Source organism: Oceanococcus atlanticus, from assembly GCF_002088235.1.
In the GTDB taxonomy this organism is placed as follows: domain Bacteria; phylum Pseudomonadota; class Gammaproteobacteria; order Nevskiales; family Oceanococcaceae; genus Oceanococcus; species Oceanococcus atlanticus.
This window is the reverse complement of sequence record NZ_AQQV01000002.1, coordinates 182871-207675: the sequence shown is the minus strand read 5'-3', so window position 1 is coordinate 207675 and position 24805 is coordinate 182871. Positions and strand designations below refer to the sequence as shown.

General features: G+C 60.2%; 26 protein-coding genes. 22 read left to right on the top strand and 4 right to left on the bottom strand.

Annotated elements, in window-relative coordinates; translation table 11 throughout:
• Window positions 1–2: 2 nt before the first annotated feature.
• Window positions 3–1487 (top strand): lysine--tRNA ligase, encoded by a 1485-nt coding sequence (gene lysS / locus ATO7_RS08215; RefSeq protein WP_083561198.1) that lies wholly within the window; start codon window positions 3–5, stop codon window positions 1485–1487.
• Here the strand turns inward: lysS and ATO7_RS08210 are convergent, their stop codons facing one another.
• Together ATO7_RS08210 and ygfZ are read right to left on the bottom strand one after the other, a co-directional pair.
• The gene (locus ATO7_RS08210; RefSeq protein ID WP_083561197.1) at window positions 1488–1958 is read right to left on the bottom strand and encodes a response regulator; all 471 of its coding nucleotides are present in this window, start codon (window positions 1956–1958) and stop codon (window positions 1488–1490) included.
• A gap of 66 nt (window positions 1959–2024) precedes the next feature.
• Window positions 2025–2801 (bottom strand): CAF17-like 4Fe-4S cluster assembly/insertion protein YgfZ, encoded by a 777-nt coding sequence (gene ygfZ, locus ATO7_RS08205; RefSeq protein WP_206044847.1) that lies wholly within the window; start codon window positions 2799–2801, stop codon window positions 2025–2027.
• Between ygfZ and ATO7_RS08200 the strand changes: the two genes are divergently transcribed.
• The 6 genes from ATO7_RS08200 (at window position 2800) to ATO7_RS08175 (ending at window position 6820) form a co-directional block, all read left to right on the top strand.
• Window positions 2800–3054, top strand: coding sequence for a DUF1674 domain-containing protein (locus ATO7_RS08200; RefSeq protein ID WP_240499446.1), 255 nt, complete (start codon window positions 2800–2802; stop codon window positions 3052–3054). The two genes, ygfZ and ATO7_RS08200, sit on opposite strands and share 2 nt — an antisense overlap.
• A 41-nt stretch (window positions 3055–3095) precedes the next feature.
• The gene (sdhC, locus tag ATO7_RS08195; protein WP_083561194.1) at window positions 3096–3482 is read left to right on the top strand and encodes a succinate dehydrogenase, cytochrome b556 subunit; all 387 of its coding nucleotides are present in this window, start codon (window positions 3096–3098) and stop codon (window positions 3480–3482) included.
• A 10-nt stretch (window positions 3483–3492) separates the two neighbouring features.
• The gene (sdhD, locus tag ATO7_RS08190; protein ID WP_083561193.1) at window positions 3493–3873 is read left to right on the top strand and encodes a succinate dehydrogenase, hydrophobic membrane anchor protein; all 381 of its coding nucleotides are present in this window, start codon (window positions 3493–3495) and stop codon (window positions 3871–3873) included.
• Window positions 3874–3885: 12 nt separating this feature from the next.
• On the top strand, window positions 3886–5676 hold the full coding sequence (gene sdhA, locus ATO7_RS08185) for a succinate dehydrogenase flavoprotein subunit (RefSeq protein ID WP_083561192.1): 1791 nt from the start codon (window positions 3886–3888) through the stop codon (window positions 5674–5676).
• Window positions 5676–6467, top strand: coding sequence for a succinate dehydrogenase iron-sulfur subunit (locus ATO7_RS08180; RefSeq protein WP_083561191.1), 792 nt, complete (start codon window positions 5676–5678; stop codon window positions 6465–6467). Before sdhA ends, ATO7_RS08180 begins: the two co-directional genes overlap by 1 nt.
• 107 nt (window positions 6468–6574) lie before the next feature.
• Window positions 6575–6820, top strand: a complete 246-nt coding sequence (locus ATO7_RS08175) for an FAD assembly factor SdhE (protein ID WP_206044846.1) — start codon at window positions 6575–6577, stop codon at window positions 6818–6820.
• 17 nt (window positions 6821–6837) lie between these two features.
• Here ATO7_RS08175 and nadB read toward each other — a convergent pair whose 3' ends face one another.
• The gene (gene nadB, locus ATO7_RS08170; protein ID WP_146680235.1) at window positions 6838–8406 is read right to left on the bottom strand and encodes an L-aspartate oxidase; all 1569 of its coding nucleotides are present in this window, start codon (window positions 8404–8406) and stop codon (window positions 6838–6840) included.
• 196 nt (window positions 8407–8602) lie between these two features.
• Between nadB and rpoE the strand changes: the two genes are divergently transcribed.
• From rpoE to ATO7_RS08105, 13 genes are read left to right on the top strand one after another with little or no spacing between them, the layout of a single operon-like run.
• A complete protein-coding gene (rpoE, locus tag ATO7_RS08165; RefSeq protein WP_083561189.1) occupies window positions 8603–9238 on the top strand; it encodes an RNA polymerase sigma factor RpoE in 636 nt (211 codons plus the stop codon).
• 3 nt (window positions 9239–9241) lie between these two features.
• Window positions 9242–10045: a hypothetical protein gene (locus ATO7_RS08160; protein ID WP_083561188.1), complete on the top strand. Its 804-nt coding sequence runs from the start codon at window positions 9242–9244 to the stop codon at window positions 10043–10045.
• The gene (locus ATO7_RS08155) at window positions 10042–11037 is read left to right on the top strand and encodes a MucB/RseB C-terminal domain-containing protein (RefSeq protein ID WP_083561187.1); all 996 of its coding nucleotides are present in this window, start codon (window positions 10042–10044) and stop codon (window positions 11035–11037) included. The genes ATO7_RS08160 and ATO7_RS08155 overlap by 4 nt, the downstream gene beginning before the upstream one ends.
• A 14-nt stretch (window positions 11038–11051) precedes the next feature.
• Window positions 11052–11525: a SoxR reducing system RseC family protein gene (locus ATO7_RS08150; protein ID WP_158523113.1), complete on the top strand. Its 474-nt coding sequence runs from the start codon at window positions 11052–11054 to the stop codon at window positions 11523–11525.
• Between the two features lie 25 nt (window positions 11526–11550).
• Complete coding sequence (locus tag ATO7_RS08145) at window positions 11551–12948, top strand: DegQ family serine endoprotease (RefSeq protein ID WP_083561185.1); 1398 nt, start codon at window positions 11551–11553, stop codon at window positions 12946–12948.
• On the top strand, window positions 12949–13215 hold the full coding sequence (locus ATO7_RS08140) for a glutaredoxin family protein (protein WP_083561184.1): 267 nt from the start codon (window positions 12949–12951) through the stop codon (window positions 13213–13215).
• Window positions 13216–13272: 57 nt separating this feature from the next.
• Window positions 13273–15072, top strand: a complete 1800-nt coding sequence (lepA, locus tag ATO7_RS08135) for a translation elongation factor 4 (protein ID WP_083561183.1) — start codon at window positions 13273–13275, stop codon at window positions 15070–15072.
• Between the two features lie 4 nt (window positions 15073–15076).
• Window positions 15077–15859: a signal peptidase I gene (gene lepB, locus ATO7_RS08130; protein ID WP_083561782.1), complete on the top strand. Its 783-nt coding sequence runs from the start codon at window positions 15077–15079 to the stop codon at window positions 15857–15859.
• A gap of 35 nt (window positions 15860–15894) precedes the next feature.
• Window positions 15895–16263, top strand: coding sequence for a DUF4845 domain-containing protein (locus tag ATO7_RS08125; RefSeq protein WP_158523112.1), 369 nt, complete (start codon window positions 15895–15897; stop codon window positions 16261–16263).
• Complete coding sequence (gene rnc, locus ATO7_RS08120; RefSeq protein WP_083561781.1) at window positions 16256–16915, top strand: ribonuclease III; 660 nt, start codon at window positions 16256–16258, stop codon at window positions 16913–16915. Before ATO7_RS08125 ends, rnc begins: the two co-directional genes overlap by 8 nt.
• 13 nt (window positions 16916–16928) lie before the next feature.
• Entirely contained in the window at window positions 16929–17822 is an 894-nt protein-coding gene (era, locus tag ATO7_RS08115) for a GTPase Era (RefSeq protein WP_083561181.1), read from the top strand.
• Window positions 17819–18520 carry a DNA repair protein RecO gene (gene recO, locus ATO7_RS08110; protein WP_158523111.1) on the top strand — a complete coding sequence of 234 codons (702 nt, stop codon included), beginning with the start codon at window positions 17819–17821 and terminating at the stop codon, window positions 18518–18520. The genes era and recO overlap by 4 nt, the downstream gene beginning before the upstream one ends.
• 26 nt (window positions 18521–18546) lie before the next feature.
• Window positions 18547–19314, top strand: coding sequence for a pyridoxine 5'-phosphate synthase (locus tag ATO7_RS08105; RefSeq protein ID WP_083561179.1), 768 nt, complete (start codon window positions 18547–18549; stop codon window positions 19312–19314).
• Window positions 19315–19321: 7 nt separating this feature from the next.
• Here the strand turns inward: ATO7_RS08105 and ATO7_RS08100 are convergent, their stop codons facing one another.
• Entirely contained in the window at window positions 19322–21937 is a 2616-nt protein-coding gene (locus ATO7_RS08100; protein ID WP_083561178.1) for an ATP-binding protein, read from the bottom strand.
• A gap of 84 nt (window positions 21938–22021) precedes the next feature.
• Between ATO7_RS08100 and ATO7_RS16785 the strand changes: the two genes are divergently transcribed.
• Window positions 22022–23140 (top strand): OmpA family protein, encoded by a 1119-nt coding sequence (locus tag ATO7_RS16785; RefSeq protein ID WP_158523109.1) that lies wholly within the window; start codon window positions 22022–22024, stop codon window positions 23138–23140.
• A 525-nt stretch (window positions 23141–23665) separates the two neighbouring features.
• Window positions 23666–24739, top strand: coding sequence for an SMP-30/gluconolactonase/LRE family protein (locus ATO7_RS08080; protein WP_083561176.1), 1074 nt, complete (start codon window positions 23666–23668; stop codon window positions 24737–24739).
• The last annotated feature ends 66 nt before the right edge of the window (window positions 24740–24805 follow it).

Genomic DNA, 24805 nt, shown 5'->3' with positions numbered 1-24805 from the left:
ATATGTCGATTGAAGAAGACAACAAGCTGATCGCCGCGCGCCGCGAAAAACTGGTTGCGCTGCGTGAACAGGGGTTCAAGTTCCCCAACGGGTTTCGTCCCGATGCGCTGGCCGCTGAGCTGCACGCGCAGTATGCCGACGATGACAACGAAGCCCTCGAAGGCAAGGGTGTCAAGGTCAAGCTCGCCGGGCGCATGATGCTCAAACGGGTCATGGGCAAGGCCAGCTTCTGCACCATTCAAGACCGCTCTGGGCGGATGCAGTTGTTCCTGCAGCGTGATGTGCTTGGCACCGACATCTATCAGGCATTCAAAAGCTGGGATATCGGCGATGTGGTCGCGGCCAGCGGCGAGATGTTTCGCACCAAGGCCGGCGAGTTGTCAGTGCGGCTCGAACGTATCGAACTGCTGACCAAGGCGCTGCGCCCGCTGCCCGAGAAATGGGCTGGCCTGACCGACACCGAGTCGCGCTACCGTCAGCGTTATGTCGATCTGACCATGAATCCGGAAGTGCGCGAAATCTTCAAGATTCGCAATCGCATCATCAAGGGTTTGCGCGCTTACTTCGATGCGCGCGATTTCCAGGAAGTGGAAACCCCAATGCTGCAGGCGATTCCTGGCGGCGCCACCGCAAGGCCTTTCATCACGCATTACAACGCGCTGGATCGCGAGTTCTATCTGCGCATCGCGCCGGAGCTGTATCTCAAGCGTCTGGTTGTAGGCGGCTTTGAACGGGTCTACGAGATCAATCGCAATTTCCGCAACGAAGGGGTTTCAACGCGTCACAACCCCGAGTTCACCATGCTCGAGTTCTATCAGGCGTATGCGGACTACCGTGACCTGATGGATATGACCGAAGAGTTGTTGCGCGGTTTGGCTCAGGACGTGAAAGGCGATACGGCTTTTGACTATCAAGGTCAGCCGATCGATTTCGGCGTGCCATTTGCGCGTTTGACCATGGCCGAGGCGGTGTTGGCGCACAATCCCGATCTTGCCGCGGATGATTTGCAGGATATGGCCAAGCTCGAAGCCAAGGCTCGCGCATTGAAGCTGGATACGCGTGGTGCTGGCCCGGGCAAACTGCTCACCGGGATTTTTGAAGAGACGGTTGAGCACAAGTTGATTCAGCCGACATTCATCACAGCCTACCCGATGGAGGTCTCGCCGCTGTCGCGGGCCAGTGATGACGATCCGCAGCTGACAGACCGTTTCGAGTTGTTCATTGCGGGGCGCGAAATCGCCAACGGTTTTTCCGAGCTCAACGATGCGGAAGACCAGGCGGCACGCTTCCGTGCGCAGGTTGAAGCCAAAGATGCCGGTGACGATGAAGCGATGTTCTACGATGCCGATTTCGTGCGTGCATTGGAGTACGGCATGCCCCCCACCGCGGGTGAGGGCATCGGTGTGGATCGCTTGACCATGCTGCTGACGGATGCGGCATCGATCCGCGAGGTGTTGCTGTTCCCTCAGCTGCGACCGGAGGCCTGATCAGCCACGCGCGCGCCGATCAGCGCTGGGATGTTCCCAGCGCTCGATTTGGCGGACACGACGCTCAATATTGTTCCAGGCCGGATTGACAGGGGTTTTGTCGAGCTTGAGTAACAAGCGGTCGACGCGCTGTATCAATGTTTCCGCGTTGACCGGTTTGAGCAGATAGTCGGCGATATTCGGCAGCGTCAGCACGCGTTTGAGTTCGCCGCGTTCATCGACGCTGCTGACAAAGATGATCGGCACATGCATCAAATCCACGTCCTGAGCCAGCTGTTCTGCCGCTGCTGCACCGCCTAGCAACGGCATTCGACAGTCCATGGTGATCACATCAGGTTGGATTGCGCGCGCCAGGACCAGGCCTTGTTCTCCGTTCAACGCACGAAAAACCTCATGCCCATGCAGGCTAAGAGCGCGTGCGAGGTACGCTTGAACGGTGGAACTGTCTTCGACGATCAGAATCTTGGCCATGCCGTGGCTCGCGCGGGGCAAAGCTCTGAAATGCCTCGAAGGGCGTGAGGAAAACGTTAAGCGTGCTCAGTTTTTGATGTTTTCGACCCACTGGACCAGCCGTGTGTCTGCGGTGTGGATATCGCGCAGCACGGCTTTATCTTGCAGCGTTTCATCAGATGGGTTCAGCGCAAAGTTCAAGCGCTGCGGTGCTTTTCCGCGGTAATGCACGCGCGCGACGATTTCCTGGCCGACATAACAGCCCTTGTTGAAATGCAGACCGCCGAGTTCGCTCAGGCCGAGTGACTGTGGCAGGAATTTCTCCTGGGTTTGCGCATCGATGTGTGGTTCGGCATTGAGGATGCGCAAGGCTTGGTAGCGCGTCTGCGCGTTGTCGTCGTGGGCTTCGGGCTGCGCTGAGATAATCAGCCGATGGTCGTTGCCATGGTGAAGCACGATGGTCTTTGATGTGGTGGTGAGCGCACCGTCGGGCCGATCGCCGTGTCCGATATGCGCCTGGACCACGTCCGTGTGCGGGGTGATCGAAACCTGTGCGCGCAGCACAAACATGCGCATGCGTTTGATGAAGGCTTCGGCCTGATTGGCCGGCACCAGCACCTCGAAGCCATCGTCGCTGCGCCAGATTCGCAAAACCGCCCAGACGCGGCCTTTGGCGTTGCACCAGGCGGTGACCCGATGGCTGCTGTGGTCGAGCTGGCGCAGGTCCAGGGTGAGCTGACCCTGGAGGAATTCCTGCGCATCTGAATCCGCAAAGCTGATTCGCACGTAGGGAAGAGGTGCAGACGTTGCAATCGAGGCAGTCAATTGTTTGTGCAGGGATTCGATGTCCAAATCAGGGCTCATGACGATTGGTGTAACCACCTGTGATGAGGGCATTTTATTGCCTCACAAGGGTCTGCTGATTATCCTTGCGCGCCCTATGAGCGACAACAACACTAAGGTCGAGCCGAAATCCGAGACTAGCCCCGCCGAGAGCGAGGTGAAGTCGCTGGATGACGTGCTCAAGAAACGGCCCAAAGAGATAGGTGGTCCGGCTGGCCCGGAACCGACCCGCTATGGGGATTGGGAACGCAAAGGACGCTGCATTGATTTTTGATGGGATTTTCCCGGGCGTCATCACGATGATTAGGAGCACGCATGGCTATTGATACCGGCGGGCGGCCGCTTTCGCCGCATTTGCAGGTCTATCGACTTCCACTGGCCGCGATCTTGTCGATTACCCACCGTATCACCGGTGTGGGCTTGGCAATGGGAACGGTTGGTTTGATCTGCTGGTTGATGGCTTTGGCTTCGGGGGAGCAGAGTTTCGCCGCAGTGCAATCCTTCTATGCCAGTTGGTTCGGCAAATTCCTGCTGTTCGGTTACAGCGTGGCGCTGCTGTATCACCTGTGCACTGGTATCCGCCATCTGTTCTGGGATGCCGGGATGAATCTTGGCAAGGACGAGGTCGAGCGCAGCGACAAGATGGTCATCGGCGGTGTGGTGGTGCTGACCGCCGTGCTGTGGCTTGTGGCGCTGATTTAGGAGAACGATGATGAAACTTCGTAGCCCTCTGGGTCAGGCGCGCGGCCTGGGTTCGGCCAAAAGCGGAACACATCACTGGTGGATACAGCGCTTGTCCAGCGTTGCCCTGGTGCCGCTGTGTCTCTGGTTCGTGTTCTCTCTGGCCTGCATGTCCGGTGCAGACTATTCAACGGTGCAGGCTTGGGTAGCCCAGCCTTGGGTGGCCGTCACGCTGATCCTGTTTCTGAGCGCGATGCTGTATCACTCGCAGCTGGGTGTGCAGGTCGTGATTGAAGACTACGTGCACGGGGAGTTCTTGCGCATCGCGAGCCTTGTGATGATGAAATTCGCCCATGTTGCACTCGCCGCCGCCGGCATTTTCGCCGTGCTGAAAGTGGCATTTGCCCAGTAAGCAGGAATCCACATGAGTTCAAGTTATCCGATTACCGATCACGTTTATGACGTGGTCGTTGTGGGCGCCGGTGGCGCCGGTTTGCGCGCTGTTCGCGGCTTGTCGCAAGCGGGGCTGTCCACTGCCTGTATCACCAAAGTCTTTCCCACCCGCAGCCACACCGTGGCAGCACAGGGCGGTGTGTCCGCAGCGCTGGGCAACATGGGCGAGGACGACTGGCGCTGGCACATGTACGACACCGTCAAGGGGTCGGACTGGCTAGGCGATCAGGATGCCATCGAGTACATGTGCCGCGAGGCCATTCCGGCGATCATCGAGCTGGAGCATGATGGCGTACCGTTCTCGCGCACCGAAGAGGGCAAGATTTACCAACGCCCGTTTGGTGGCATGACCACGCACTATGGTGAAGGCACTGCGCAGCGCACCTGTGCCGCTGCTGACCGTACCGGTCATGCGATGCTGCATGCGCTGTATCAGCAGGCGCTCAAGCACAAAGCGCAGTTCTTCATTGAATACTTCGCGGTCGATCTGCTGATGAGCGACGACGGTGAATGCCTGGGCGTGATGGCCTGGGATCTGGCCACCGGCCAGCTGCACCGCTTCCGCGCTCAGAAGACCATTCTGGCCACCGGCGGTTATGGCCGCGCTTACTTCTCCTGCACCTCGGCGCACACTTGCACCGGTGACGGCAACGGCATGGTGCTGCGCGCCGGCCTGCCGGTTCAGGATATGGAGTTCGTACAGTTCCACCCCACCGGCATTTACGGCGCAGGCTGCCTGATCACCGAAGGCGTGCGCGGCGAAGGCGGCATTCTGCGCAACGCTCAAGGCGAGCGTTTCATGGAGCGCTACGCGCCCAACGCCAAGGACCTGGCCTCGCGCGACGTGGTGTCGCGGTCGATGTCGATGGAAATCCGTGAAGGCCGCGGTGTCGGTCCGGAAGCCGATCACATCTTCCTGCACCTGGAGCATCTGGGGCCGGAAGTCATCAACGAGCGCCTCCCAGGTATTGCCGAGTCGGCCGAGATTTTTGCCGGCGTCGACGTCAGCAAGGAACCGATCCCGGTTATCCCCACCGTGCACTACAACATGGGCGGCACGCCGGCCAACTTCAACGGTGATGTGGTGACCTTGCGTGATGGCAACCCGGATGCGGTTGTGCCGGGCCTGATGGCCGTTGGTGAGAACGCCTGCGTCTCGGTACACGGGGCCAACCGCCTGGGTTCCAACTCGCTGCTCGACCTGGTGGTGTTCGGACGTGCCGCAGCCAAGCATTGCGAAGACACGCTGACGCCGGGCAAGCCGGTGCGCGAAGTGTCGAAAGATGCCGAAGCCAAGATTCTCGACCGACTGGATCGTTTCCGTCATGCCAAGGGCGACCGCCCGACCGCGCAGATTCGCCTGGAAATGCAGAAAACCATGCAGGCGCACTGTGCCGTGTTCCGTACCGGCGAAATCATCGAAGAAGGCCTGGAGAAGCTCAAGGGCACGATCGATTCCTTCGAGCACGTCGGCGTCTCGGATCGTTCGATGATCTGGAACACCGATCTGGTCGAAACCCTGGAGCTCGACAATCTGCTCGGGCAGGCCCTGGTCACCATGACCTCGGCGCTGAACCGTCAGGAGAGCCGCGGTGCGCAGGCCCGTGAAGACTTCCCCGAGCGTGACGACGAAAACTGGATGAAGCACACCCTGGCATGGCGCACCGGCGCCAAGGATGTGACGCTCGACTACCGTCCGGTACACATGTACACGATGAGCGACGAAGTTGAAGTCGTGCCGCCGAAGAAGAGGGTTTACTGATGGCCAAGTTCACGCTGCCCAAGAATTCCAAGGTCAAGGAAGGCAAGCACTTCCCGGCACCAGCGGGGGCGACCAATGTGCGCCGCTTCAAGGTTTATCGTTACGATCCGGATTCCGGTGAGAACCCGCGCACCGACACCTATGATGTTGATTTGTCGACCTGCGGTCCGATGGTTCTGGATGCGCTGATCAAGATCAAAAATGATATTGATCCGAGCCTGACCTTCCGGCGTTCCTGCCGTGAAGGGATTTGCGGCTCGTGTTCGATGAACATCGGTGACAAGCGGGGCGGCTCCAACACCCTGGCTTGCACCAAGGCGATTGCTGATTTCGACGGTGAAATCCGCATCTATCCGCTGCCGCATATGCCGGTGGTCAAGGATCTGGTGCCGGATCTGACCCACTTTTACGCCCAGTACGCTTCGATCGAACCGTGGATCAAGACCGATACCGCCAACCCCAGCCGGGAGCGCCTGCAGTCCAAGGAAGACCGTGCCAAGCTGGATGGCCTGTACGAGTGCATCCTGTGTGCCTGCTGCTCGACTTCATGTCCGAGCTACTGGTGGAACGGTGACAAGTACCTGGGACCGGCAATTCTGCTGCAGGCCTATCGCTGGCTGGCGGATTCGCGTGATGAAGCCACCGGTGAGCGTCTGGATCAGCTGGAAGATCCGTTCAAGCTGTATCGCTGCCACACGATCATGAACTGCACCAACACCTGCCCCAAGGGTCTCAACCCGGGCAAGGCGATTGCAGAAACCAAGAAGATGATGGTCGAGCGCCAGATCTAAGCGCTCAATCTGCCATCCCCGGGTTGCTTCGGGCCGCCGGTTCGGTTTGAAAACCGCAACGGGCGGCCTGTCGCAACCCTTGTTTTTTCAGCTTTTGCGGAGTGACCGTGAGCGACGTTTCAATTTCACGCCTGAAATGGCTCTGCCGCCGCGGCATGAAAGAGCTGGATGTGCTGATGGAGGGCTATCTGGCCAGCCGCTATCCGGACGCGCCACCTCAGGAGCAGGCCGCCTTTCGGGCGGTGCTGGAGATGGATGATCCCGATATCTACGCGATTTGCGTCAAGCGCATGGCCCCACCGCCACAGCTGAAGATCATCTTCGATCAGTTGCAGGTGCGCCGCCCGGGCTGAGCAACCGCGGGTGCGGCTTATGCGCCGGGCGTGAGCACGGTCGGTGCGGCGGTCGGCAACAAATCCGGATAGTCGCGGTTGAAGTGCAGGCCACGGCTTTCCTTGCGGCTGCGTGCCGAACGAATGATCAGCGCGGCCACCACGGCCAAGTTGCGCAATTCGATCAAGCCGGGTGTGATGCGAAAGTTGCCGTAATACTCGTCAATTTCCTGCTGCAGCATTTCGATGCGGTGCGCAGCGCGCTCCAGGCGTTTGTTGGTGCGCACGATACCGACATAATTCCACATGAAGCGTCGGATTTCGCGCCAGTTGTGGGCCACAACGATTTCCTCATCTGAGTCTGTGACGCGGCTTTCATCCCATGCGGGGAGCGGGCTGGCGAGCTGTGGTGCGTCGCTCTGGGCGATGTGATCGGCCGCAGCCTGGGCAAACACCAGGCATTCCAGCAAGGAGTTGCTGGCCATGCGGTTGGCGCCATGCAGGCCGGTGTAGGCGGTTTCGCCAATCGCATAGAGCCCGGGCACGCTGCTGGCACCGTTGAGATCGGTGTGCACACCGCCACAGGTGTAGTGGGCGGCCGGGACCACGGGTAGCGCTTCCTTGCTCATGTTGAGCCCGAGTTCCAGGCAGCGCGCATGGATGGTGGGGAAATGCTCGCGGATGAACTCGGCGGGCTTGTGGCTGATGTCCAGATAGACGTGGTCCAGGCCCAGACGTTTCATTTCATGGTCGATCGCACGCGCAACAACATCGCGTGGCGCGAGTTCTGCACGCTCATCGAAACGCGGCATGAAACGCTCGCCATTGGGCAGCTTGAGCAGACCACCTTCGCCGCGCACAGCCTCGGAAATCAGGAAGGCATGCGCCTGCGGGTGATATAGGCAGGTCGGATGAAACTGCATGAATTCCATGTTGGCGACGGCGCCGCCGGCCCGCCAGGCCATGGCGATGCCGTCGCCACTCGCCCCGGTGGGGTTGCTGGAGTACATGTAGGCCAGATTGGCACCACCTGTGGCTAGCACCACGGCACGTCCGGCCAGGGTTTCGACCTGCTGGGTCGAGCGGTTCAGCACGTAGGCGCCGGCGCAGCGTCCATCAACCTTGATCAGGTCCACCGCCACGCGGTCGGTGAGCAGTTCGATGTGCGGGCTGGCCTGGGCCAAGCTGAGCAAAGTGGTTTCCACCGCGCGACCGGTCGCGTCCGCGGCGTGGATGATGCGCCGATGGCTGTGACCGCCTTCACGGGTTAGGTGAAAATCGCCTTCCTGAGGGCGTCGGGTAAACGGCACCCCGCGCTCAACCAGCCAACCAATCGCATGCGGACCGCGCTCCACGGTGAAGCGCACAGCGCGCTCATCGCACAGGCCTGCGCCCGCGACCAGGGTGTCCTGGACATGCGAGTCGATGGAGTCGCGCGCCGACAGCACCGCAGAAATCCCGCCTTGGGCGTGGTAGGTGCTGCCCTGTTCCAGGGAACCTTTTGCGATCACCGTGCTCTCAATGTCAGCTTCGGCGAGGCGCAGGGCGGCAGTCAGGCCGGCCGCGCCGCTACCTATGATCAAAACGCGAGAGTGGTGCTGCATCATGGCTATTGGGGTTGATGGCGTAATAAATGGCTTGGGAGTGTGGGATTTTCCCGCAACCGAGCAACGAGGTAAGCGATCAAAAAAAGACGCGCGCCGTGCGGCGGATAAGCCGCAGCAGGCTGCTACAATTGCGCGTGATGATCAAAAACCGGCGGAGCGGGCGAACACTGGGGTCTCTCGGTCCCAAACGGGAAATATGACGACCTCGGACGAAATCCGCAACGCCGACGATGCCACTGACCAAGCGCCCCGGTCCAGTCAGCGTGACATCGACCAGGCGCTGGTCGAGCGCGCGCAAGCGGGCGACTCTCGCGCTTTTGATGCGCTGGTGATCAAGTACCAGCAACGCGTCATTCAGCTGGTGTCGCGTCTGGTCAGTGAAGCGGATGCTCCGGATGTCGCGCAGGAAGCCTTTATCAAAGCCTATCGTGCGCTGCCCAATTTCCGTGGCCAGAGTGCGTTCTACACTTGGCTCTATCGTATTGCGGTGAACACCGCCAAGAATCATCTGGTGTCGCGCAAGCGTCGTCCGGCCGGCCAGGATATTGATGTTCAGGATGCTGAACTTTACGGCCACACTGAACATCTAAGCGATCAGGCTTCTCCCGAGGCGGACCTTTTGAGCGAGGAAATCCGTCAAGTGGTGGCGGCAACGATTGATGCCCTGCCTCCGGATTTGCGCACGGCCATATCGTTGCGCGAATTTGATGGCTTAAGCTACGAAGATATCGCCAATGCCATGAATTGCCCGGTTGGCACCGTGCGATCACGTATATTCCGCGCCCGCGCCGCGGTTGACGAAAAACTCAAACCTTTGCTGGAGCATGTGTAAGCGATGAGCGACGAGAGTGTGAAAGATCAGCTTGTTTGCGCTTTCCTGGATGGAGAGTTGTCGAGTCAGCAGATCGATGAGTTGCTCGAGCAGCTGGAGTGTGAGCGCACCCGTTCCCGAGCCTGCCGCCAGGCCATGATGGGCAGCCTCATGAACCAGCCTAAGGCCATGTGTGTGGATGTGTCCGTTGCGGTGCGTGAGGCGATTCGTCTGGAGGCACCGCTGGTTGCGCCGGTACGTGGTTCTCGTGTCATCCGCATGATGCGTAAGGCGCCTGGTCGTTGGCGCAGCGTGGCATCGCAGCGCTGGCAGGTGCCCGCAGCGGGTTTGGCTCTGGCGGCATCCGCGGCACTCGCAGCCGTTATCGTTATCCAGCCTGATGTTCAGGCGCCCAAGCTCGGCAATGAAATGTTGGCGGCAACGTCCAATGACGCCGCCGTTGTGCCGGTGGCGAGCGCTCAGCCGCTCGCGAGCCAGATGCCAGCTGCACGCGCAGCTCAAGTACCCACCCAATTGGTTGCCACCGCAAGTACCAACAGTCCAGCCAGTCATCGCAATCAAGCCACCTCACCACGTGAGCTGGTGATTGCCTCACCGCAAGAGCCGCGCCCCATCGTAGCGCAGTGGAGTCACGCCCAAACAGCTGATGCCACAGCGCAACAGGCGGCAGCGCAGGCGCGTATGCAAGAGCGCCTCAATACCTACCTGATTAATCACGCCCGCTCCGGTGGGGGCTATGCTTTGTCCGGGTCGCTGGGTTATGCGCGTGTCGCGGCGCGGCCTCAGCAAACAGCCAGTAACGAGTGAATTTCGTGGTACGAGGTTCCGGGTTGGCGCTTGCTCTGGCGCTGAGCTGCTGGCCGCTGGTGGGTGCAGCGGACGCATTGGAATGGCTGCAGCGTATGAACGAAGCGGTCCGCCTGACCACGTACCAGGGCACCGCTGTGTACCGCAACGGCGAGCAGCTCGAAACCCTGCGTGTTTACCATCGATTTGAGCAGGGGCAGGAGCACGAGCGCATGTTTTCCCTGTCTGGCCAGCAGCGCGAAGTGTTGCGTGCTGGCGAGAAGGTGACGTGCATATTGCCCGATCAAAAAGCAGTTGTGCGCGACCATGAGGGTTTGCGTGGTTTGCTGCCCAAATTGTCGCGTGCCGCGTTTGAAGAGCTCGGTCAGGTCTATGAACTGATTCAGGTTGTGGGTGATACCCGCGTGGCTGGACGGGCCTGTCGCGAGGTGCGCGTGCGCTCGCGTGACATCTATCGTTACAACTATGCGCTTTGCCTCGATGAAGAGAGCGCTTTGCCGCTCGACATCCGACTGATTGACGACAATGGCGCGCTGCTTGAGCAGGTCGTGTTCACGCATATCGAGTTCCCGCCGCGCATTGAAGATCGGTACTTCGAATCGCCGATCGATACACAGGATTTTCGCCAGGTCAGTCAGCAAGGGCTGGGCACCCTGGCTTCTGAATCGTCTGCCGAAGAAGGCATCTGGGAAGTGCGTGATCTGCCCGAGGGCTTTCGCCTGGCCACCCGTGAGACGGGACGCTGGCCGGGCTTTGATGGCCCGGTTACGCAAATGGTTTATACCGACGGGCTAGCCGCGGTGTCGGTTTTTGCCACGTCCAGCCAGTTGCCCGATGAAGCGCTACAGGGTTTGACCCGTCTTGGTGGTGTCAACGCTTACGGCCGGATGATCGAGGATCATCATGTCACCGTCGTTGGTGAAGTTCCGCAGGCCACGGTGCGCTTCTTTGGTGATAACCTGCGATTCACGTCTTTCAAGAACGCGCAGTAGGTCACACAGAATCCGTGATTGAAAATCTGGCCATCGTTGTAGAGCGGCAGGGTCGCCGTGTGCGGCTGGCGGCCGCCAGCCAAACCGGCTGTGCTCGCTGCGATGCTGGCGAGGGTTGTGGCGGTGGTGTCTTTGGCAAGTTGATTCGTCGGCGTTTGCAAGGATTGCTGCTGGATGATCAGGGCTTGAATCTGGAGACGGGGCAGCACGTGGTGTTGGGCATCGAACCCGGCATTTTCGTCAAAGCGACCGCCCTGATTTATTTGCTGCCCCTGCTTGGATTGATCGGATTGGCGGCGCTGCTTGCTTCACTCGGCGCCAACGATGCATGGATTGCCGGCGCGGGCGTTTCAGGTTTGATCGCGGGTGCGTGGTTGGGGCCGCGCCTTCGACGTTTGTACATCGACAATCAGCTTCAGCCGCGTGTGTTGCGTCGAGCGGCTGCCACCGACATGCGAGTCTGTGGCAGTGCGCCAGGTCCGGCATAAAGCGAGCTGAGCTCAGGGGACTGGCATGGCTCAGACGAGTATCACGCGGGCAGGGTGGCGTTTAGTGGCGCGCACCATCGGTTTGTTTACGGCAGCTATGTTGATTGTCGGTTGCGCTCAGGACGATGCCGCACTGCCTGATTTCACCCGCTTGGTCGAGCAATCCGGACCGGCCATTGTCAACATCAGCGGTCGCTCCGAAGCGCAAGCCGCCGGCCGTGAAGAGGGCGCGGCACCGCCATGGTTTGAGTGGTTTCGTGATTTTGGCGCGGAGCCCGAATCACAGCAGCAGCAACCCCGACAATCCCTGGGTTCAGGATTCATCCTGACCCGTGACGGCGAGATTTTGACCAACAACCATGTGGTTGCGGAAGCCGATGAAATCACAGTCACACTGGCCGATCGGCGGCAGTTTCAGGCCAAAGTCATTGGGCGTGACGCGGCCAGCGATCTGGCGTTGCTGAAGATTGATGCGGGTGGTCTGCCGGTGCTCAAGTGGGGGAGTTCGGATGCGTTGAAGGTGGGTGAGTGGGTTCTGGCTATCGGTTCGCCTTTTGGCTTTGAACAGACCGTGACCGCAGGCATCGTGTCGGGTAAGCGCCGAGCGCTGGCCTCCGAGCAGTACGTCCCCTTCCTGCAAACCGATGTGGCCATTAATCCGGGCAATTCCGGTGGTCCGCTGTTCAATCTGGATGGCGAAGTGGTGGGCATCAACTCGCAGATTTTCTCGCAGACCGGCGGCTACATGGGGCTGTCGTTCTCCATCCCCTCGGACACGGCCTTGAACGTGGTCGAGCAGTTGCGCAAGCACGGCAAGGTGCGTCGCGCCTGGCTCGGGGTTGTCATACAGCAGGTCGATCGCGCGCTGGCCGAAAGCTTTGGTCTGGATCACGCCACTGGTGCGCTGGTCAGTCAGATCGAGCCACAGGGTCCTGCTGATGAGGCCGGCCTGAAAGCGGGCGACATCATCCTCAAATTTGATGATGAAGCGATTACCGACTCACGCGCGTTACCGCCGCTGGTTGGGCGACATGCACCGGGTGACAAGGTGCGCATCGAACTTTTGCGCGATGGCCGCCGCTCCAGCCTGCGCGCAGAGCTGGGTGAGCTTCCGGATGAAAAGACAGCGCCGCAAAGTGCAGACTGGACCGGCTTGCAGCTTGAGCCGCTGAGTGATCGACTGGCCGCACGTCTGCGCGTGGACGGTGGTCTGGTGGTGCGCGGCATGGCGCCGCGTGGTGCCGGAGCCGCCTCGGGTTTGCGTCCGGGCGATGTGATTCTGGGTGTGGCCGGTGTCAGTATCGACAGCGAAGCTGATTTTCAGCGAGTGATCAGCGCGCTGGGTCGTGGTGAGTCTGCGGCCCTGCTGGTGCTGCGGGATGAGCGTACGCTGTTCATCGCCCTACAGCGCCCCGAGGAGTAGATGGCGCAAGCACAGCTGATCCTCTACAGCCGGCCGGCTTGCACGCTGTGCGAGCATCTGGAGGATCAACTGCATGAACACTTCGCCGGGCGCTTCCAGCTCGACTGGCGTGATGTCGATCGCGATCCCGAGGCGCGCAGCCTGCACGCACAGCGCATCCCGGTGTTGACCACGTCGGCCGGCGAGGAAATCTGCGTCGGCACTTTCGATGCCCAATCCGTGGCGCGTGCTCTGGAACGGCTCGAAGGCCCCGTCGGGCCTGTATAATCTCTGCCTTTTTGCCGGTCTCCGACCGGTGGTATCACCCAATCTGACAGCGTCTGCATGCAAGACCACATCCGTAACTTCTCCATCATTGCCCACATCGACCATGGCAAATCGACCTTGGCCGATCGCTTTATCCAGATTTGCGGAGGTTTGAGCGAACGCGAGATGGCCGCGCAGGTGCTGGACTCGATGGATATCGAGCGCGAGCGTGGGATCACCATCAAGGCGCAGGCCGTGCGTCTGAATTACACCGCCGACAACGGCGAGACCTACCAGCTCAACCTGATCGACACCCCCGGGCACGTGGACTTTTCCTACGAGGTGTCACGCTCGCTGGCTGCCTGCGAAGGGGCCTTGCTGGTGGTCGATGCGTCGCAGGGCGTTGAAGCACAAAGCGTGGCCAACTGCTACACCGCGATCGAGCAGGATCTGGACGTGGTGCCGGTGCTCAACAAGATTGACCTGCCGGCCGCTGAGCCGGAGCGTGTGATCACCCAGATCGAGGATGTCATCGGCATCGAGGCGCGCGACGCGCTGACCTGCAGTGCCAAGACCGGTCTCGGTGTGCGCGAGATTCTCGAGCAACTGGTCAGCCGGGTGCCGCCGCCGCAGGGTAATCCGCAAGGTGAATTGCAGGCCCTGATCATCGACTCCTGGTTTGATAACTATCTGGGTGTGGTTTCGTTGGTGCGTATCGTCAATGGCCGTTTGGCCAAGGGCGAAAAGATTCGCGTGATGTCGACCGGCCAGAGTCATCAGGTCGATCATGTGGGCTATGCCTCGCCCAAGCGCGTGCTGTGCGACGCACTGGAATGTGGCGAAGTGGGCATCGTCATCGCCGGCATCAAGAATGTCGACGGCGCGCCGGTCGGCGACACGCTGACCAGCGCCGAGCAGCCGGCTCAGGCCCCGTTGCCCGGTTTTCAGCTGGTTCAGCCGCGCGTCTTCGCCGGGTTGTATCCGGTCGATGCCGACGATTTCGAGGATTTCCGCGAGGCGCTGCAAAAACTGCGCCTGAATGACTCGGCGTTGAACTTCGAACCGGAAACGTCCGGTGCGCTGGGGTTCGGTTTCCGTTGCGGCTTTCTCGGCATGCTACACATGGAGATCGTGCAGGAGCGCCTGGAGCGGGAGTATTCGCTCAACCTGATTTCCACCGCGCCGACGGTGGTCTACAAGGCCATGACCCGCGGCGGAGAAGAGCTGGAAGTCGAAAACCCGGCGGAGTTGCCGGATCCGGCTACGCTTGAGAGCGTGCTTGAGCCGGTGATCCTGGCCCGCATTCTGCTGCCGCAGGAATTTATCGGTGCGGTCATGCAGCTGTGCATGGAGAAGCGCGGTACCCAGCGCAAGATGCAGTACCACGGCAGCCAGGTGTCGATGGAGTTCGAACTGCCGCTGGCCGAGGTGGTGCTGAATTTCTTTGACCGGCTGAAATCCATCAGCCGTGGCTTCGCCTCGTTCGAGTATGAATTCCTGCGTTTCGAGCCTGCTGATCTGGTCAAGCTGGAAGTGATGATCAACGGCGACAAGGTCGATGCGCTGGCGACCATCGCGCATCGTGCGGATGCCGAGCGGCGCGGACGTCAGTTGGCGGAAGCCTTGCGTGAGATCATCCCGCGTCAAATGTTTGACGTGGCGATTCAGGCCTCGATCGGATCGCGTATTATCGCGCGGACAACGGTCAAAGCCCTGCGCAAGAACGTCACCGCGAAGTGTTACGGCGGTGACGCCACGCGTAAGCGCAAGCTGTTGGAAAAACAGAAGGCCGGTAAGAAACGCATGAAGCAGTTCGGCAAGGTGGAAATCCCGCAGGACGCGTTCATGGCCGTGCTCAGCCGCGATCAGAAGGACTGATTTGGTGTTTGCTCCCGACGTACATTTCGATTTCGCGGCAGCCTTGCTGCTGGCCGCGGTTGTCACCGGCGTGGGTTGGCTCATCGATGCCAAGCTGTTTGCTCCGCGCCGTACCGCGCAGGCCGAGCCGGGCAAATGGGCGGAATTCTGCCGCTCGTTCTTCCCGGTTATCCTGATCGTTTTGCTGTTGCGCTCCTTCTTGGTCGAACCTTTCCGGATTCCGTCCGGCTCCATGATCCCGACCCTGGAGGTTGGCGATTTCATCCTGGTGAACAAGTTTGCCTACGGTTTGCGCATGCCGGTTTTTCACAACCTGCTGGTGCCGCTGGGCGAGCCGGAGCGTGGTGATGTGATGGTGTTCCGCTACCCGCGCGACCCAAGCAAGGACTTCATCAAGCGTGTGATCGGGCTGCCCGGCGACAGCGTCACCTATCGCGACAAAACGCTCTACATCAACGGCGAGAAGATGTCGCGCGAGGTCAGCGGGTACTACAGTGCGGATGCGGCCGGTCGCAAGGTCATTGCCGAGGAAATGATTGAACAGCTCGGTGATGTCGAGCACCGCATACTGGTCAGCCCGCACCGGCCCAATGACGATGCCGAGTTCACGGTGCCTGAGGGGCACTATTTCATGATGGGCGACAATCGTGATGGTTCCGAGGATAGCCGGGCCTGGGGTTTTGTGCCCGAGCGCAACTTGGTGGGCAAAGCCTTTTTCATCTGGATGAGTTGGGATGGCCGAAAAAACCGTCCGGCTTTGGATAGAATCGGTAACACGATCCGGTAACGGAAAACAGGCAACGGGGAAGAATGATGACAACGATGAAACGTCAAGCCGGCGGCATGTACAACGTGATGTTTTTGTTGGCGGTGATCGGTGGTGGGGCACTGCTTGCGATGGTGATTGCGCCGATTTACATGAATGAAGCGAAGGCCACCAAGATCGTGTCACAGACGGCCAAATCACCGCAGAACTATGAGCTGTCTCAGTTCGAATTGCGTAAAGGCTTGCAACGTCGCTGGGACGTGGATGACGTCAAACATCTCAAAGTGAACGACGTCAAAATCAAGAAGAGCAAGAACGGCAAAGCCCTGGCTTACAAATACGAGGTGCGGGAGCATCTGTTCGCCAACTGGGACCTGGTGCTGACCTTTGACAAGGAATATCCGATGGTCAGGGGTGGTGGCTGATATTCAACGGCTGCAAGACTTTCCGTTTCGCGACGCCGAGTTGCGCAAAGCGGCGCTAACCCACCGTAGCGCTGGCAATCGGCACAACGAGCGGCTCGAATTTCTGGGCGATGCGGTGCTTAACTTCGTCATCGCCCAGGCGCTGTATCAGCGTTTACCGGACTGCGATGAAGGCGACCTGACCCGCATGCGGGCTCATCTGGTGCGCGGCGAAACACTGGCTGCGCTGGCGGCTGATATGAACCTGGGCATGGATATCGAGCTGGGCCCGGGTGAGCTGAAAAGCGGTGGCCACCGACGTGCATCGATACAGGAAGATGCGCTGGAGGCCTTGCTCGGCGCAATACTCTGCGATGCCGGTTTTGAGACGGCGCAGCAACAGATTCTGCAGCTGTTTGAAGCGCGGTTGGCAAACCTGCCGCGCCCCGATGAGCTCAAGGATCCCAAGACCCGGTTGCAGGAACGCCTGCAGGCAACGGGGCGCGGCTTGCCCGATTATCAGCTGGTTGCCGAATCCGGACCGGCACACCGCAAGCAGTTTGAAGCGACCTGCGGTGTGGCCGATGTGCTGACCCGGGGGACAGGGCGGAGCCGTCGCGCGGCGGAACAAGATGCCGCCAGGCGTATGCTGGAACAACTGCAAGCACCATGAGAGTTAGGCGGACATGACACGGGCTGGAACAGTGGCGCTGGTTGGGCGTCCCAATGTGGGCAAATCGACGTTGATGAATGCCTTGCTTGGCGAGCGCTTATCGATCGTTTCGCCCAAGGCGCAAACCACGCGACATCGGGTTATGGGGGTGCTGACACGCGCTGACAGCCAGTATGTTTTCGTCGATACGCCCGGGCAGGCGGATATCCAGGGTAAAGCCCTGAATCGGCTGCTGGACCGCACCGCCATCAGTGCGATGGCGGACGTTGACGTGACCCTATGGGTGGTCGAGCCACGGCGCTGGACCTCGGCCGATGACCAGATGCTGGCGCGCATGCAGCGTGCCCGCCCTGGCAACCTCGGCCTGATTCTGAGCAAGGTTGATCAGATCAAGGACAAGAGCGCGTTGCTGCCGGAGATCGGCCGTTTGCATGCACTCATCCAGCCCGACTTTCTGGTGCCGCTGTCGGCCACCAAAGGCGACAACCTCGAAGCCTTATTCAGCGAACTCGATCAGCGTTTGCCTGAAGGGCCGTGGCTGTACGACGCCGATACCCTGACGCCGCATTCGGCGGAGTTTCTGGTTGCCGAGCACATACGCCAGCAACTGTTTTTGCGCCTCAACAAGGAATTGCCGTACGCCACCACGGTGACCATTGATCGCATGTCGCAGAGTGATCATGGCAACGAGGTCCACGCCACGATCTGGGTCAACCGGCCGTCCCACAAGGGTATTGTGATCGGTAAGCAGGGGCAGGGGCTCAAAGCCATCGGGCAATCGGCGCGGGAACGTCTGCAAGGCTTGTTCGATCAGTCGTTCGATATCCACCTGTGGGTCAAGGTGCGCGAAGGTTGGGCTGATCATGAAGACAGCCTGCGTGCATTCGGGTACGGGGCAACCGAGTGAGCCTGCGGGCCAGCGCCGAGCCGGCCTGGATACTGCATCGACGCCCCTTACGGGAAACCAGCCTGATTCTGGACGTGCTGACGCGTAACTATGGTCGCATCAGTCTGGTCAGTCGTGGGGGGCGACAAGCCCGCGGCGGTGGGCTGCTTCAATCATTTCGGCCGCTCAAACTGGATTTCGTGCAGAAAACCGAGCTGGGCACGCTAAGTCGCTTCGAAGCGGATGGTGTCGCGCCGCGTCTGAGCGGCACGCGCCTGTGGTGCGGCTTTTATGTGAATGAGCTCATCCTGCGCCTGGCGACGCACAATGACTCCCAGGCGGCGGAGTTGTTTGACGCTTATCTGACGGTTCTGCAGCGATTGCCCGAGCATGACCCGGCGCCGCTGCTGCGTCAGTTTGAGTATCGCCTGCTCAGTCATCAGGGTTACGCCCTGCAGCCCGATGTCTTGACCCAGGCCGCGGCATTCCGCTGGGATTCAACACGTGGTTTGGTGGCATCCTCTGCAGGCGTGCCGGTGGCGGCACTGCAGGCGTTGTTGGCGGGGGCATGGGATGCCCGGGTTAATCCGTGTCGGCCGTTGTTGGCCGAGATGTTGAGGAGTCAGCTGGGCACAAGACCATTGCAAAGTGCGTCAATGCTGCGCGAATTGACCAGCCTGCAGAGCTCGCGCGCTGCTGGCCCGGGCACAACAGGGTAGAATCGCCGCTTTTTCGGGTCCGTCGCATGAGCCAGCAAACATCCCCTTTACGCTTGGGGGTCAATATCGACCACGTTGCCACGGTGCGCCAGCAGCGCGGAACCCTGTATCCCTCGCCTCTGGCTGCAGCTTTTGTGGCCCAGTCTGCCGGGGCCGATGGCATCACTGCGCACTTGCGTGAAGACCGTCGCCACATCCAGGAAAGGGATGTGCAAGAACTGCGTCAGGCGCTTGGCATTCCGCTTAATCTGGAACTTGCACCCGAGCCTGAGATGTTGCGTATTGCCGAGGCCGTTGCCGCGCCGGCTTGTTGTCTGGTGCCGGAGAAGCGTGAAGAGCTGACCACCGAAGGGGGGCTTGATGTGGTCGGGGGCATGGCGCGTATCCGTGAAGCATGCGAGCGCCTGCGTGCAGCAGGTTCGCGCGTGTCATTGTTCATCGAAGCTGACCCGGCTCAGATCGACGCAGCCGTGGCGGCGGGCGCTCAGGTGGTCGAATTCCACACCGGTGGCTATGCCGATGCACAAGATGCGGGCGATCAGGCCAATGCGGTTTCGCGTTTTCAGAAAATGGCCGAATATGCGGCATCGGCCGGCTTGGAAGTTCACGCGGGCCATGGCTTGACGGTCGAAAACGTGGTTCCAATTGCACGCATCCCGCAAATCCAGGAATTGAATATTGGTCACAGCATTATCTCTGATGCCGTGATCATGGGTATGGCTGCGGCGGTCGCCCGCATGAAAGCGGTGATGATGCGTGCGCGCACGATGCCGGCAACCCGTTCAGCCATATAAGCCCGAGTCAGGGGGCGCTGCGTAAGCCATCCAGAACATTGCGCACGGCGGCCGTGACGGCCGCCATGTCTTCACGCAGGGCGCCAGCCTCGGCGAGCGTGTCGAGTGCGTTAAGACGTTTTTCAAGCAGGAAAACGTGCGACTTGAGTGGCTCAAGATGGAAAAACGCCGCTGTGCCGTGGAGTTGATGTGCTGCCGCGCGGGCCGATTCCAGATCGCTTTCTATGAAAGCAACATCCAGCTCCTCGAGCTGCTTGGGCAACTCGTCCTGCATCATCGCGGCCAGTTCAGGATCGTGCACCAGCTTCGCACTGGTGCCCCGTTTAGCAGGCTGTGACACCGGTTTCTCGGCGTGCAGCCAGGGGTGCAGGCAGCGCAGTAGCTGAGCCTGATCAAACGGCTTGGTCAGCAGATCGTTGAGGCCGGCGTTGAGCCATTCGCGTTCCTGTTCGGGCGTCAGGTAAGCCGACATCCCGATAATCACGGCGGCAGCTCCCGGATCTTCATCACGAATGGCATGGGTGGCCTGCTGGCCATCCAGTTCCGGCATGTTGAGGTCGAGCAAAACGTAAGGTTGGCGCTGTGCTCGCCACAGTTCCAGGGCTTCGCGGCCGTTGTTGGCCAGGGTGACGCGGGCCCCCAGATTCTCCAGCAAGGCTTTGAGAAAATACTGGCTGGCCGGGTTGTTCTCGGCGATCAGTACGTGTTGATCGGTCAGAGCGTTGCTGTCGTCGCCTTCGCGCAAATGGCGCAGATCACTCAGCGCACGGTACAGCGTGGTCCGGGTGGCTGACTTTGGCAGCACCAGGGCGGCGCCCCAGTCTTGCAGTTGGCGATGTACGCGCGCATCGACGCTGTTGATCATCACGCCAACCGGACTTGGGCTGGCTGCAATCATGTCGCGCAGCATGTCCTCGTTGAGCTCGTCATTTTGCAGGCTGAGCAGAACGATATCTGCGTGATCGTTCTCAAGCGCGCGTTGCAGCGCGCCGGGCGAATCAAACTGCCGGCTGCGCACGCTCCAGAATTCCAGCTGGTGCTGCAGAGCTCGCCAACTGGCTGGATGACGCTCAACCAGCCAGAGCTGGGTCCCGCGCAAGCCATCCCAACTCATGCGCATGGATTTTTGTGGGTGCGGTTGAAATGGCAACGTGACGGAAAAGCTGGCGCCGTGTCCGGGTTGGCTGTCGACCTGGATGTCGCCGCCCAGCAGGTCGGTCAGCTTGCGAACAATGTTAAGACCCAGACCGCTGCCAGCGACGACGTGCTGGCCATCCTGTTCAAAGCGTTGATAGGCGGTGAACAGCTGATCCTGTTGGGCCTGGCTGAGGCCAGGCCCTGAATCTTGAACCTTGAGACGAATGCGCAGCGCACCATTGTCGTCGGATACACGGGTTGCGCGAACCACAACCTCTCCGTGATCGGTGAATTTGACCGCGTTGGATACCAGATTGGTCAGAATTTGTTGGACCCGGCCGGGATCGCCTATCAGGCGTGCCGGGATGTCGTGATCGACGATGCTGACCAGCTCGAGATTCTTTTCGTAGGCCAGCGGCGCCATCAGCGATACGGTGTCTTCGACGATGTCCGCCAGATCAAGGCCAACCTGATGGATATCCAGTTGCCCGGCGTCGGCACGCTCCATGTCGAGAAAATCGTTGACCAGCGACACCATGCCGGAGGCTGACTTGCGTATGGTCTGAACGTAATTCAGTGATTCGTTCGCCAAATGGCCTTGTTCCAGCAGCTCGGCGAAACCCACGATGGATGTCAGCGGCGTGCGCAACTCGTGGCTCATAGCTGACAAAAATTCGGCGCGACGGGCCAAGCGGTCACGGCTTTCCGCGAGTTGCGCGCGCGTGGTATCCAGTTCCTGATGGAGTTGTTCCACGCGCTCGCCGTCGTCTTGTTGCGGCGGCTGCGTGTATTCAGCCAGGGTGTCGCGCGCATAGCGCAAGCGCTGGGCCAGAACGGCCTGCAGGCTGGCGATGTGCCCGCTCAGTCCGGATGTGTGAGGCGGTGGTTTGCCCAGTTCCCCGGCATCCAACTCAAGCGACCAGCGGGCCAGTGCAACCCAGCGCTGGCTGACCCAGCGATAAATCAGCCAGCTGACAATGGCTGAGCCAAGGCAGGCGGCCAACAGTGTGATCAGCGCCAGCTTGAGCAGCGCGTGCTGCTGTGCTGCGGGCAGCGTGAGGGGCTCGATGACCAGATTGTTGCCCCCCATCAATGGCAGGGTCTGTCGCTGCGGTTCGGGCCAGCGTGTCTCGATGGCCGCGCGAGTCTGGTGCCAGATATGGGCGCCCTGTGAGTCCTCGATCCAGATTTCGCGCCACGGCCAATCTTGGACTTCGGCGCGAAATGCCTGCTCGTCCGGCCATTGCGTGCTGTTGTCCAGCGTGCGCGCGATGTCCAGCAATTGGGTCTGGACATGGCGCTCCAGCAGATGCTGGGTTTTGCCATGCAGTGCGGTCAATGCGGCGATCACGATCAGGGTGCAGATGGGCACACTCAAGCCCAACAGCAAACGCCATTCGATTCTGCGCTGCATCACGGTTGCGTGATGCAATCGGGTTGGGCCAGTGAGCTTGGCATATGCCGCAATGAATCCAGACAGGGTCATCCCTATAATACGGACTTACGGGTGCTTGAATCGGTTTGTATGGGAACGCCGGCTGAGCGCTTTTCACTTCAAGGGGAATCACGGATGTTGAGAACTACGGGAGCGGCCGCGCTGGCCGTATCGGCGCTGGCTGTCGGTGCTGCGCAGGCCGAAAGCACGAGCTGGTGGGAATCCAGTCAATTGGGTCTGATGGGCACTTATTTGACGCCCTCAGAGGTACGGGAGGCTGAATCCGAGCAGCCTGGTGCGGTGTTGTACTGGGGTTTGCCGTTGAACGCCTACGAGGGGTGGAGCACGCAGATCTCGGCCGCGTGGAATGAAATTGAGCGCGACGATGAGACCGGCCAGGACCAGCTGTATCAGTTGGGTGTCGATATCTTGCGCCACTTCAACATGAACTCCTCGCTGTCTCCTTATGTCATCACCGGTCTGGCGGTGGCTTACGAAGAGATCGGCGATGATGACCGCACCCGTCCCAGCATCAGTCTGGGTGGTGGTGTTGATTGGCAGACGCCGTTCCAGCCGGTCAGCCTGCGTCTTGAGGCGCGTGCTGTGGCGCTGGAGAACGAGTACGACAACTTCGATTCCGGGCGCGCTGTCTTGGTCGACGGGCGTTTCGGTTTGGGCGCAATGTGGGCTTTCGGTAAAGCTGCCGCGCCTGTGGCGGATGGTGACGGCGATGGCGTGATCGATGGCGAAGATCTGTGCCCGGATACCGCGCCGGGCGCTAAGGTTGATCGCACCGGCTGTGATGCGCTGAGCGAACGCGACAGCGACGCCGATGGCGTTAGCGATGCTCTGGACCAGTGCCCGGGCACGCCGCCAGGTGAGGTGGTCGACGCGCAGGGTTGCCCGCTGGATGACGCCGTGCTGCTCAAGGGTGTGAACTTTCAGCTCAACTCGGATGAGTTGACTGCATCGGCGCGTGACGTGCTGAGCCCGGTGGCGGACCTGCTCAATGGTGGGCTTTCGGAAATCCGTGTCGAGATTGCCGGTCACACCGATGCGTTGGGAAACGATGACTACAACCAGGCGCTGTCGGCCCGGCGCGCCTATGCGGTGAAGGATTTTTTGGCCGAACGTGGTGTCTCGGCTGAGCGCATGGTCGCCACAGGCTACGGCTCAAGCCGGCCGGTCGCCGACAATGCCACCGAGGAAGGTCGTGCAAAGAATCGTCGCGTGGTTTTTCGCGTGCTGAATTGATGTGAGCCGGCGCCGCAAGGCGCCGCTTCAAGACCCAGCCCCGAGCCGCTTGGTTCGGGGTTTTTTTATCTGTTTCAATGTGATGCGTCGACTTTATGGCGATTTTTTGTGTGCCACAAAAAAGCCTGCCGTTTTATTGACGTTTTCTTCACCTTGACGCGCGCACAGTACACCTCAAGTTCAGCGGCACCCGAGGTGGCCATGCCGAAGCAGATGATGAATCAGCGCAACAGTCGCAAGACCTTTGCGAGCCTGCGGAACCCTGCCGACGGGTGGCGTTCTAAGCTGGTGTACTGCGCACTGTTTGCCACATTCGGATGCTTGATGGTTATCAACTGGATATCGCTGACCTGACCTCTTTTCAATCCCCCTAGGCCTTGACTCCCTGCAAGGCCGACTGACCGAAACGCAGCATCATGTCCTCCCCTGGCTCCCCCAAGCCACATTTGCGACTCGGTTAGACTTGTACCGCGGCCTTTGTGCCGCGGTTTTTTTTGCCCTGAATAAAAAGACGAGGCGACGGGAATGTTAAAGACGGTGCTGGGAGGCGTTTTACTGATTTTGCTGGCCTATCTGTTGCTGTGGCCGGTCAACATTGATCCGGCAGCCTGGCAGCCGCCAGCGCCGCCCACCGACGATGCGCGTTTTGCTCCGAATGACCGGCTGACTTCGCTTGAGCGCATCGCGACCGACATTGGACACGGTCCGGAAGCCATCAACATCGATACCCAGGGGCGTCTGGTGACCGGCTTCATCGATGGTCGTGTGATGCGCTTCGCCTCCGATGGCACGCAGCCGGAGCTGTTGGCCGACACCGGCGGGCGGCCGCTCGGCATCGCATTTTCGGTTGCGGGTGACGTGATCGTTGCCGATGCGGTTAAAGGCCTGCTGCGGATTCGTCAGCCGGGTAGTTTTGAAGTCGTAGCCGATAGCGCCGAAGGTGTGCCATTGGGTTTCACCGACGATGTCGATGTGTCTGCGGACGATATCGCGTACTACTCCGATGCCTCGGTCAAATTCGGCGTGCATCACGTCATGGATGACGTGTTTGAACATCGTCCTAATGGTCGCCTGGTGGCGACGGATCTCAAGACCGGCAAGACCTGGGTTGTAATGCCTGACCTGTATTTTGCCAACGGGGTTGCGCTGGGGCCCAATGAAGACTATCTGCTGGTCAATGAAACGACCCGCTACCGCGTGTTGCGGCACTGGCTGAAGGGTGAGCGTGCAGGGCAGAGCGACGTGTTTATCGACAACCTGCCAGGCTTTCCCGACAACATCACGTTCAATGGTCAGAACATGTTCTGGCTGGCTCTGTATGCACCGCGCACCGCGCCACTGGATGCACTGCTGCCGCACCCGTTTGTGCGCAAAATGGTCTGGCGCCTACCCGCCGCGGTGCAGCCGGGGCCGGTCTTGCACGGTTTTGCTCTGGGTTTGAATCTTGAGGCCGAGGTCATGGTGAATCTGCAGGACGCGGGTGAGTCGGCCTATGCGCCGATTACCAGTGTTCGCCAGGGAGCCGAGCATCTGTATTTCGGCAGCCTATTGGCGCCAAGTCTGGCGCGCATGCCCCTGTCTGAGGTGCTGCCGGATTGAGTCTTGCTGGCTTGCGCTGGGTTTGCCAGTCCTTTGACGCGTTGGACGGCGCTGCGCTGTATCAAA

Bases quoted from the DNA above. Each gene is read 5' to 3' on its own strand.
- nadB (WP_146680235.1), bottom strand. From the start codon at position 8,406: ATGATGCAGCACCACTCTCGCGTTTTGATCATAGGTAGCGGCGCGGCC.
- era (WP_083561181.1), top strand. From the start codon at position 16,929: ATGACACGGGCTGGAACAGTGGCGCTGGTTGGGCGTCCCAATGTGGGC.
- ATO7_RS08080 (WP_083561176.1), top strand. From the start codon at position 23,666: ATGTTAAAGACGGTGCTGGGAGGCGTTTTACTGATTTTGCTGGCCTAT.
- ATO7_RS08105 (WP_083561179.1), top strand. From the start codon at position 18,547: ATGAGCCAGCAAACATCCCCTTTACGCTTGGGGGTCAATATCGACCAC.
- ATO7_RS08140 (WP_083561184.1), top strand. From the start codon at position 12,949: ATGGCGCAAGCACAGCTGATCCTCTACAGCCGGCCGGCTTGCACGCTG.
- sdhA (WP_083561192.1), top strand. From the start codon at position 3,886: ATGAGTTCAAGTTATCCGATTACCGATCACGTTTATGACGTGGTCGTT.
- rpoE (WP_083561189.1), top strand. From the start codon at position 8,603: ATGACGACCTCGGACGAAATCCGCAACGCCGACGATGCCACTGACCAA.
- ATO7_RS08100 (WP_083561178.1), bottom strand. From the start codon at position 21,937: ATGACCCTGTCTGGATTCATTGCGGCATATGCCAAGCTCACTGGCCCA.
- ATO7_RS16785 (WP_158523109.1), top strand. From the start codon at position 22,022: ATGTTGAGAACTACGGGAGCGGCCGCGCTGGCCGTATCGGCGCTGGCT.
- ATO7_RS08160 (WP_083561188.1), top strand. From the start codon at position 9,242: ATGAGCGACGAGAGTGTGAAAGATCAGCTTGTTTGCGCTTTCCTGGAT.
- ATO7_RS08200 (WP_240499446.1), top strand. From the start codon at position 2,800: ATGACGATTGGTGTAACCACCTGTGATGAGGGCATTTTATTGCCTCAC.
- ygfZ (WP_206044847.1), bottom strand. From the start codon at position 2,801: ATGAGCCCTGATTTGGACATCGAATCCCTGCACAAACAATTGACTGCC.
- ATO7_RS08210 (WP_083561197.1), bottom strand. From the start codon at position 1,958: ATGGCCAAGATTCTGATCGTCGAAGACAGTTCCACCGTTCAAGCGTAC.
- ATO7_RS08180 (WP_083561191.1), top strand. From the start codon at position 5,676: ATGGCCAAGTTCACGCTGCCCAAGAATTCCAAGGTCAAGGAAGGCAAG.
- sdhD (WP_083561193.1), top strand. From the start codon at position 3,493: ATGAAACTTCGTAGCCCTCTGGGTCAGGCGCGCGGCCTGGGTTCGGCC.
- sdhC (WP_083561194.1), top strand. From the start codon at position 3,096: ATGGCTATTGATACCGGCGGGCGGCCGCTTTCGCCGCATTTGCAGGTC.
- lysS (WP_083561198.1), top strand. From the start codon at position 3: ATGTCGATTGAAGAAGACAACAAGCTGATCGCCGCGCGCCGCGAAAAA.
- ATO7_RS08145 (WP_083561185.1), top strand. From the start codon at position 11,551: ATGGCTCAGACGAGTATCACGCGGGCAGGGTGGCGTTTAGTGGCGCGC.
- ATO7_RS08125 (WP_158523112.1), top strand. From the start codon at position 15,895: ATGAAACGTCAAGCCGGCGGCATGTACAACGTGATGTTTTTGTTGGCG.
- lepA (WP_083561183.1), top strand. From the start codon at position 13,273: ATGCAAGACCACATCCGTAACTTCTCCATCATTGCCCACATCGACCAT.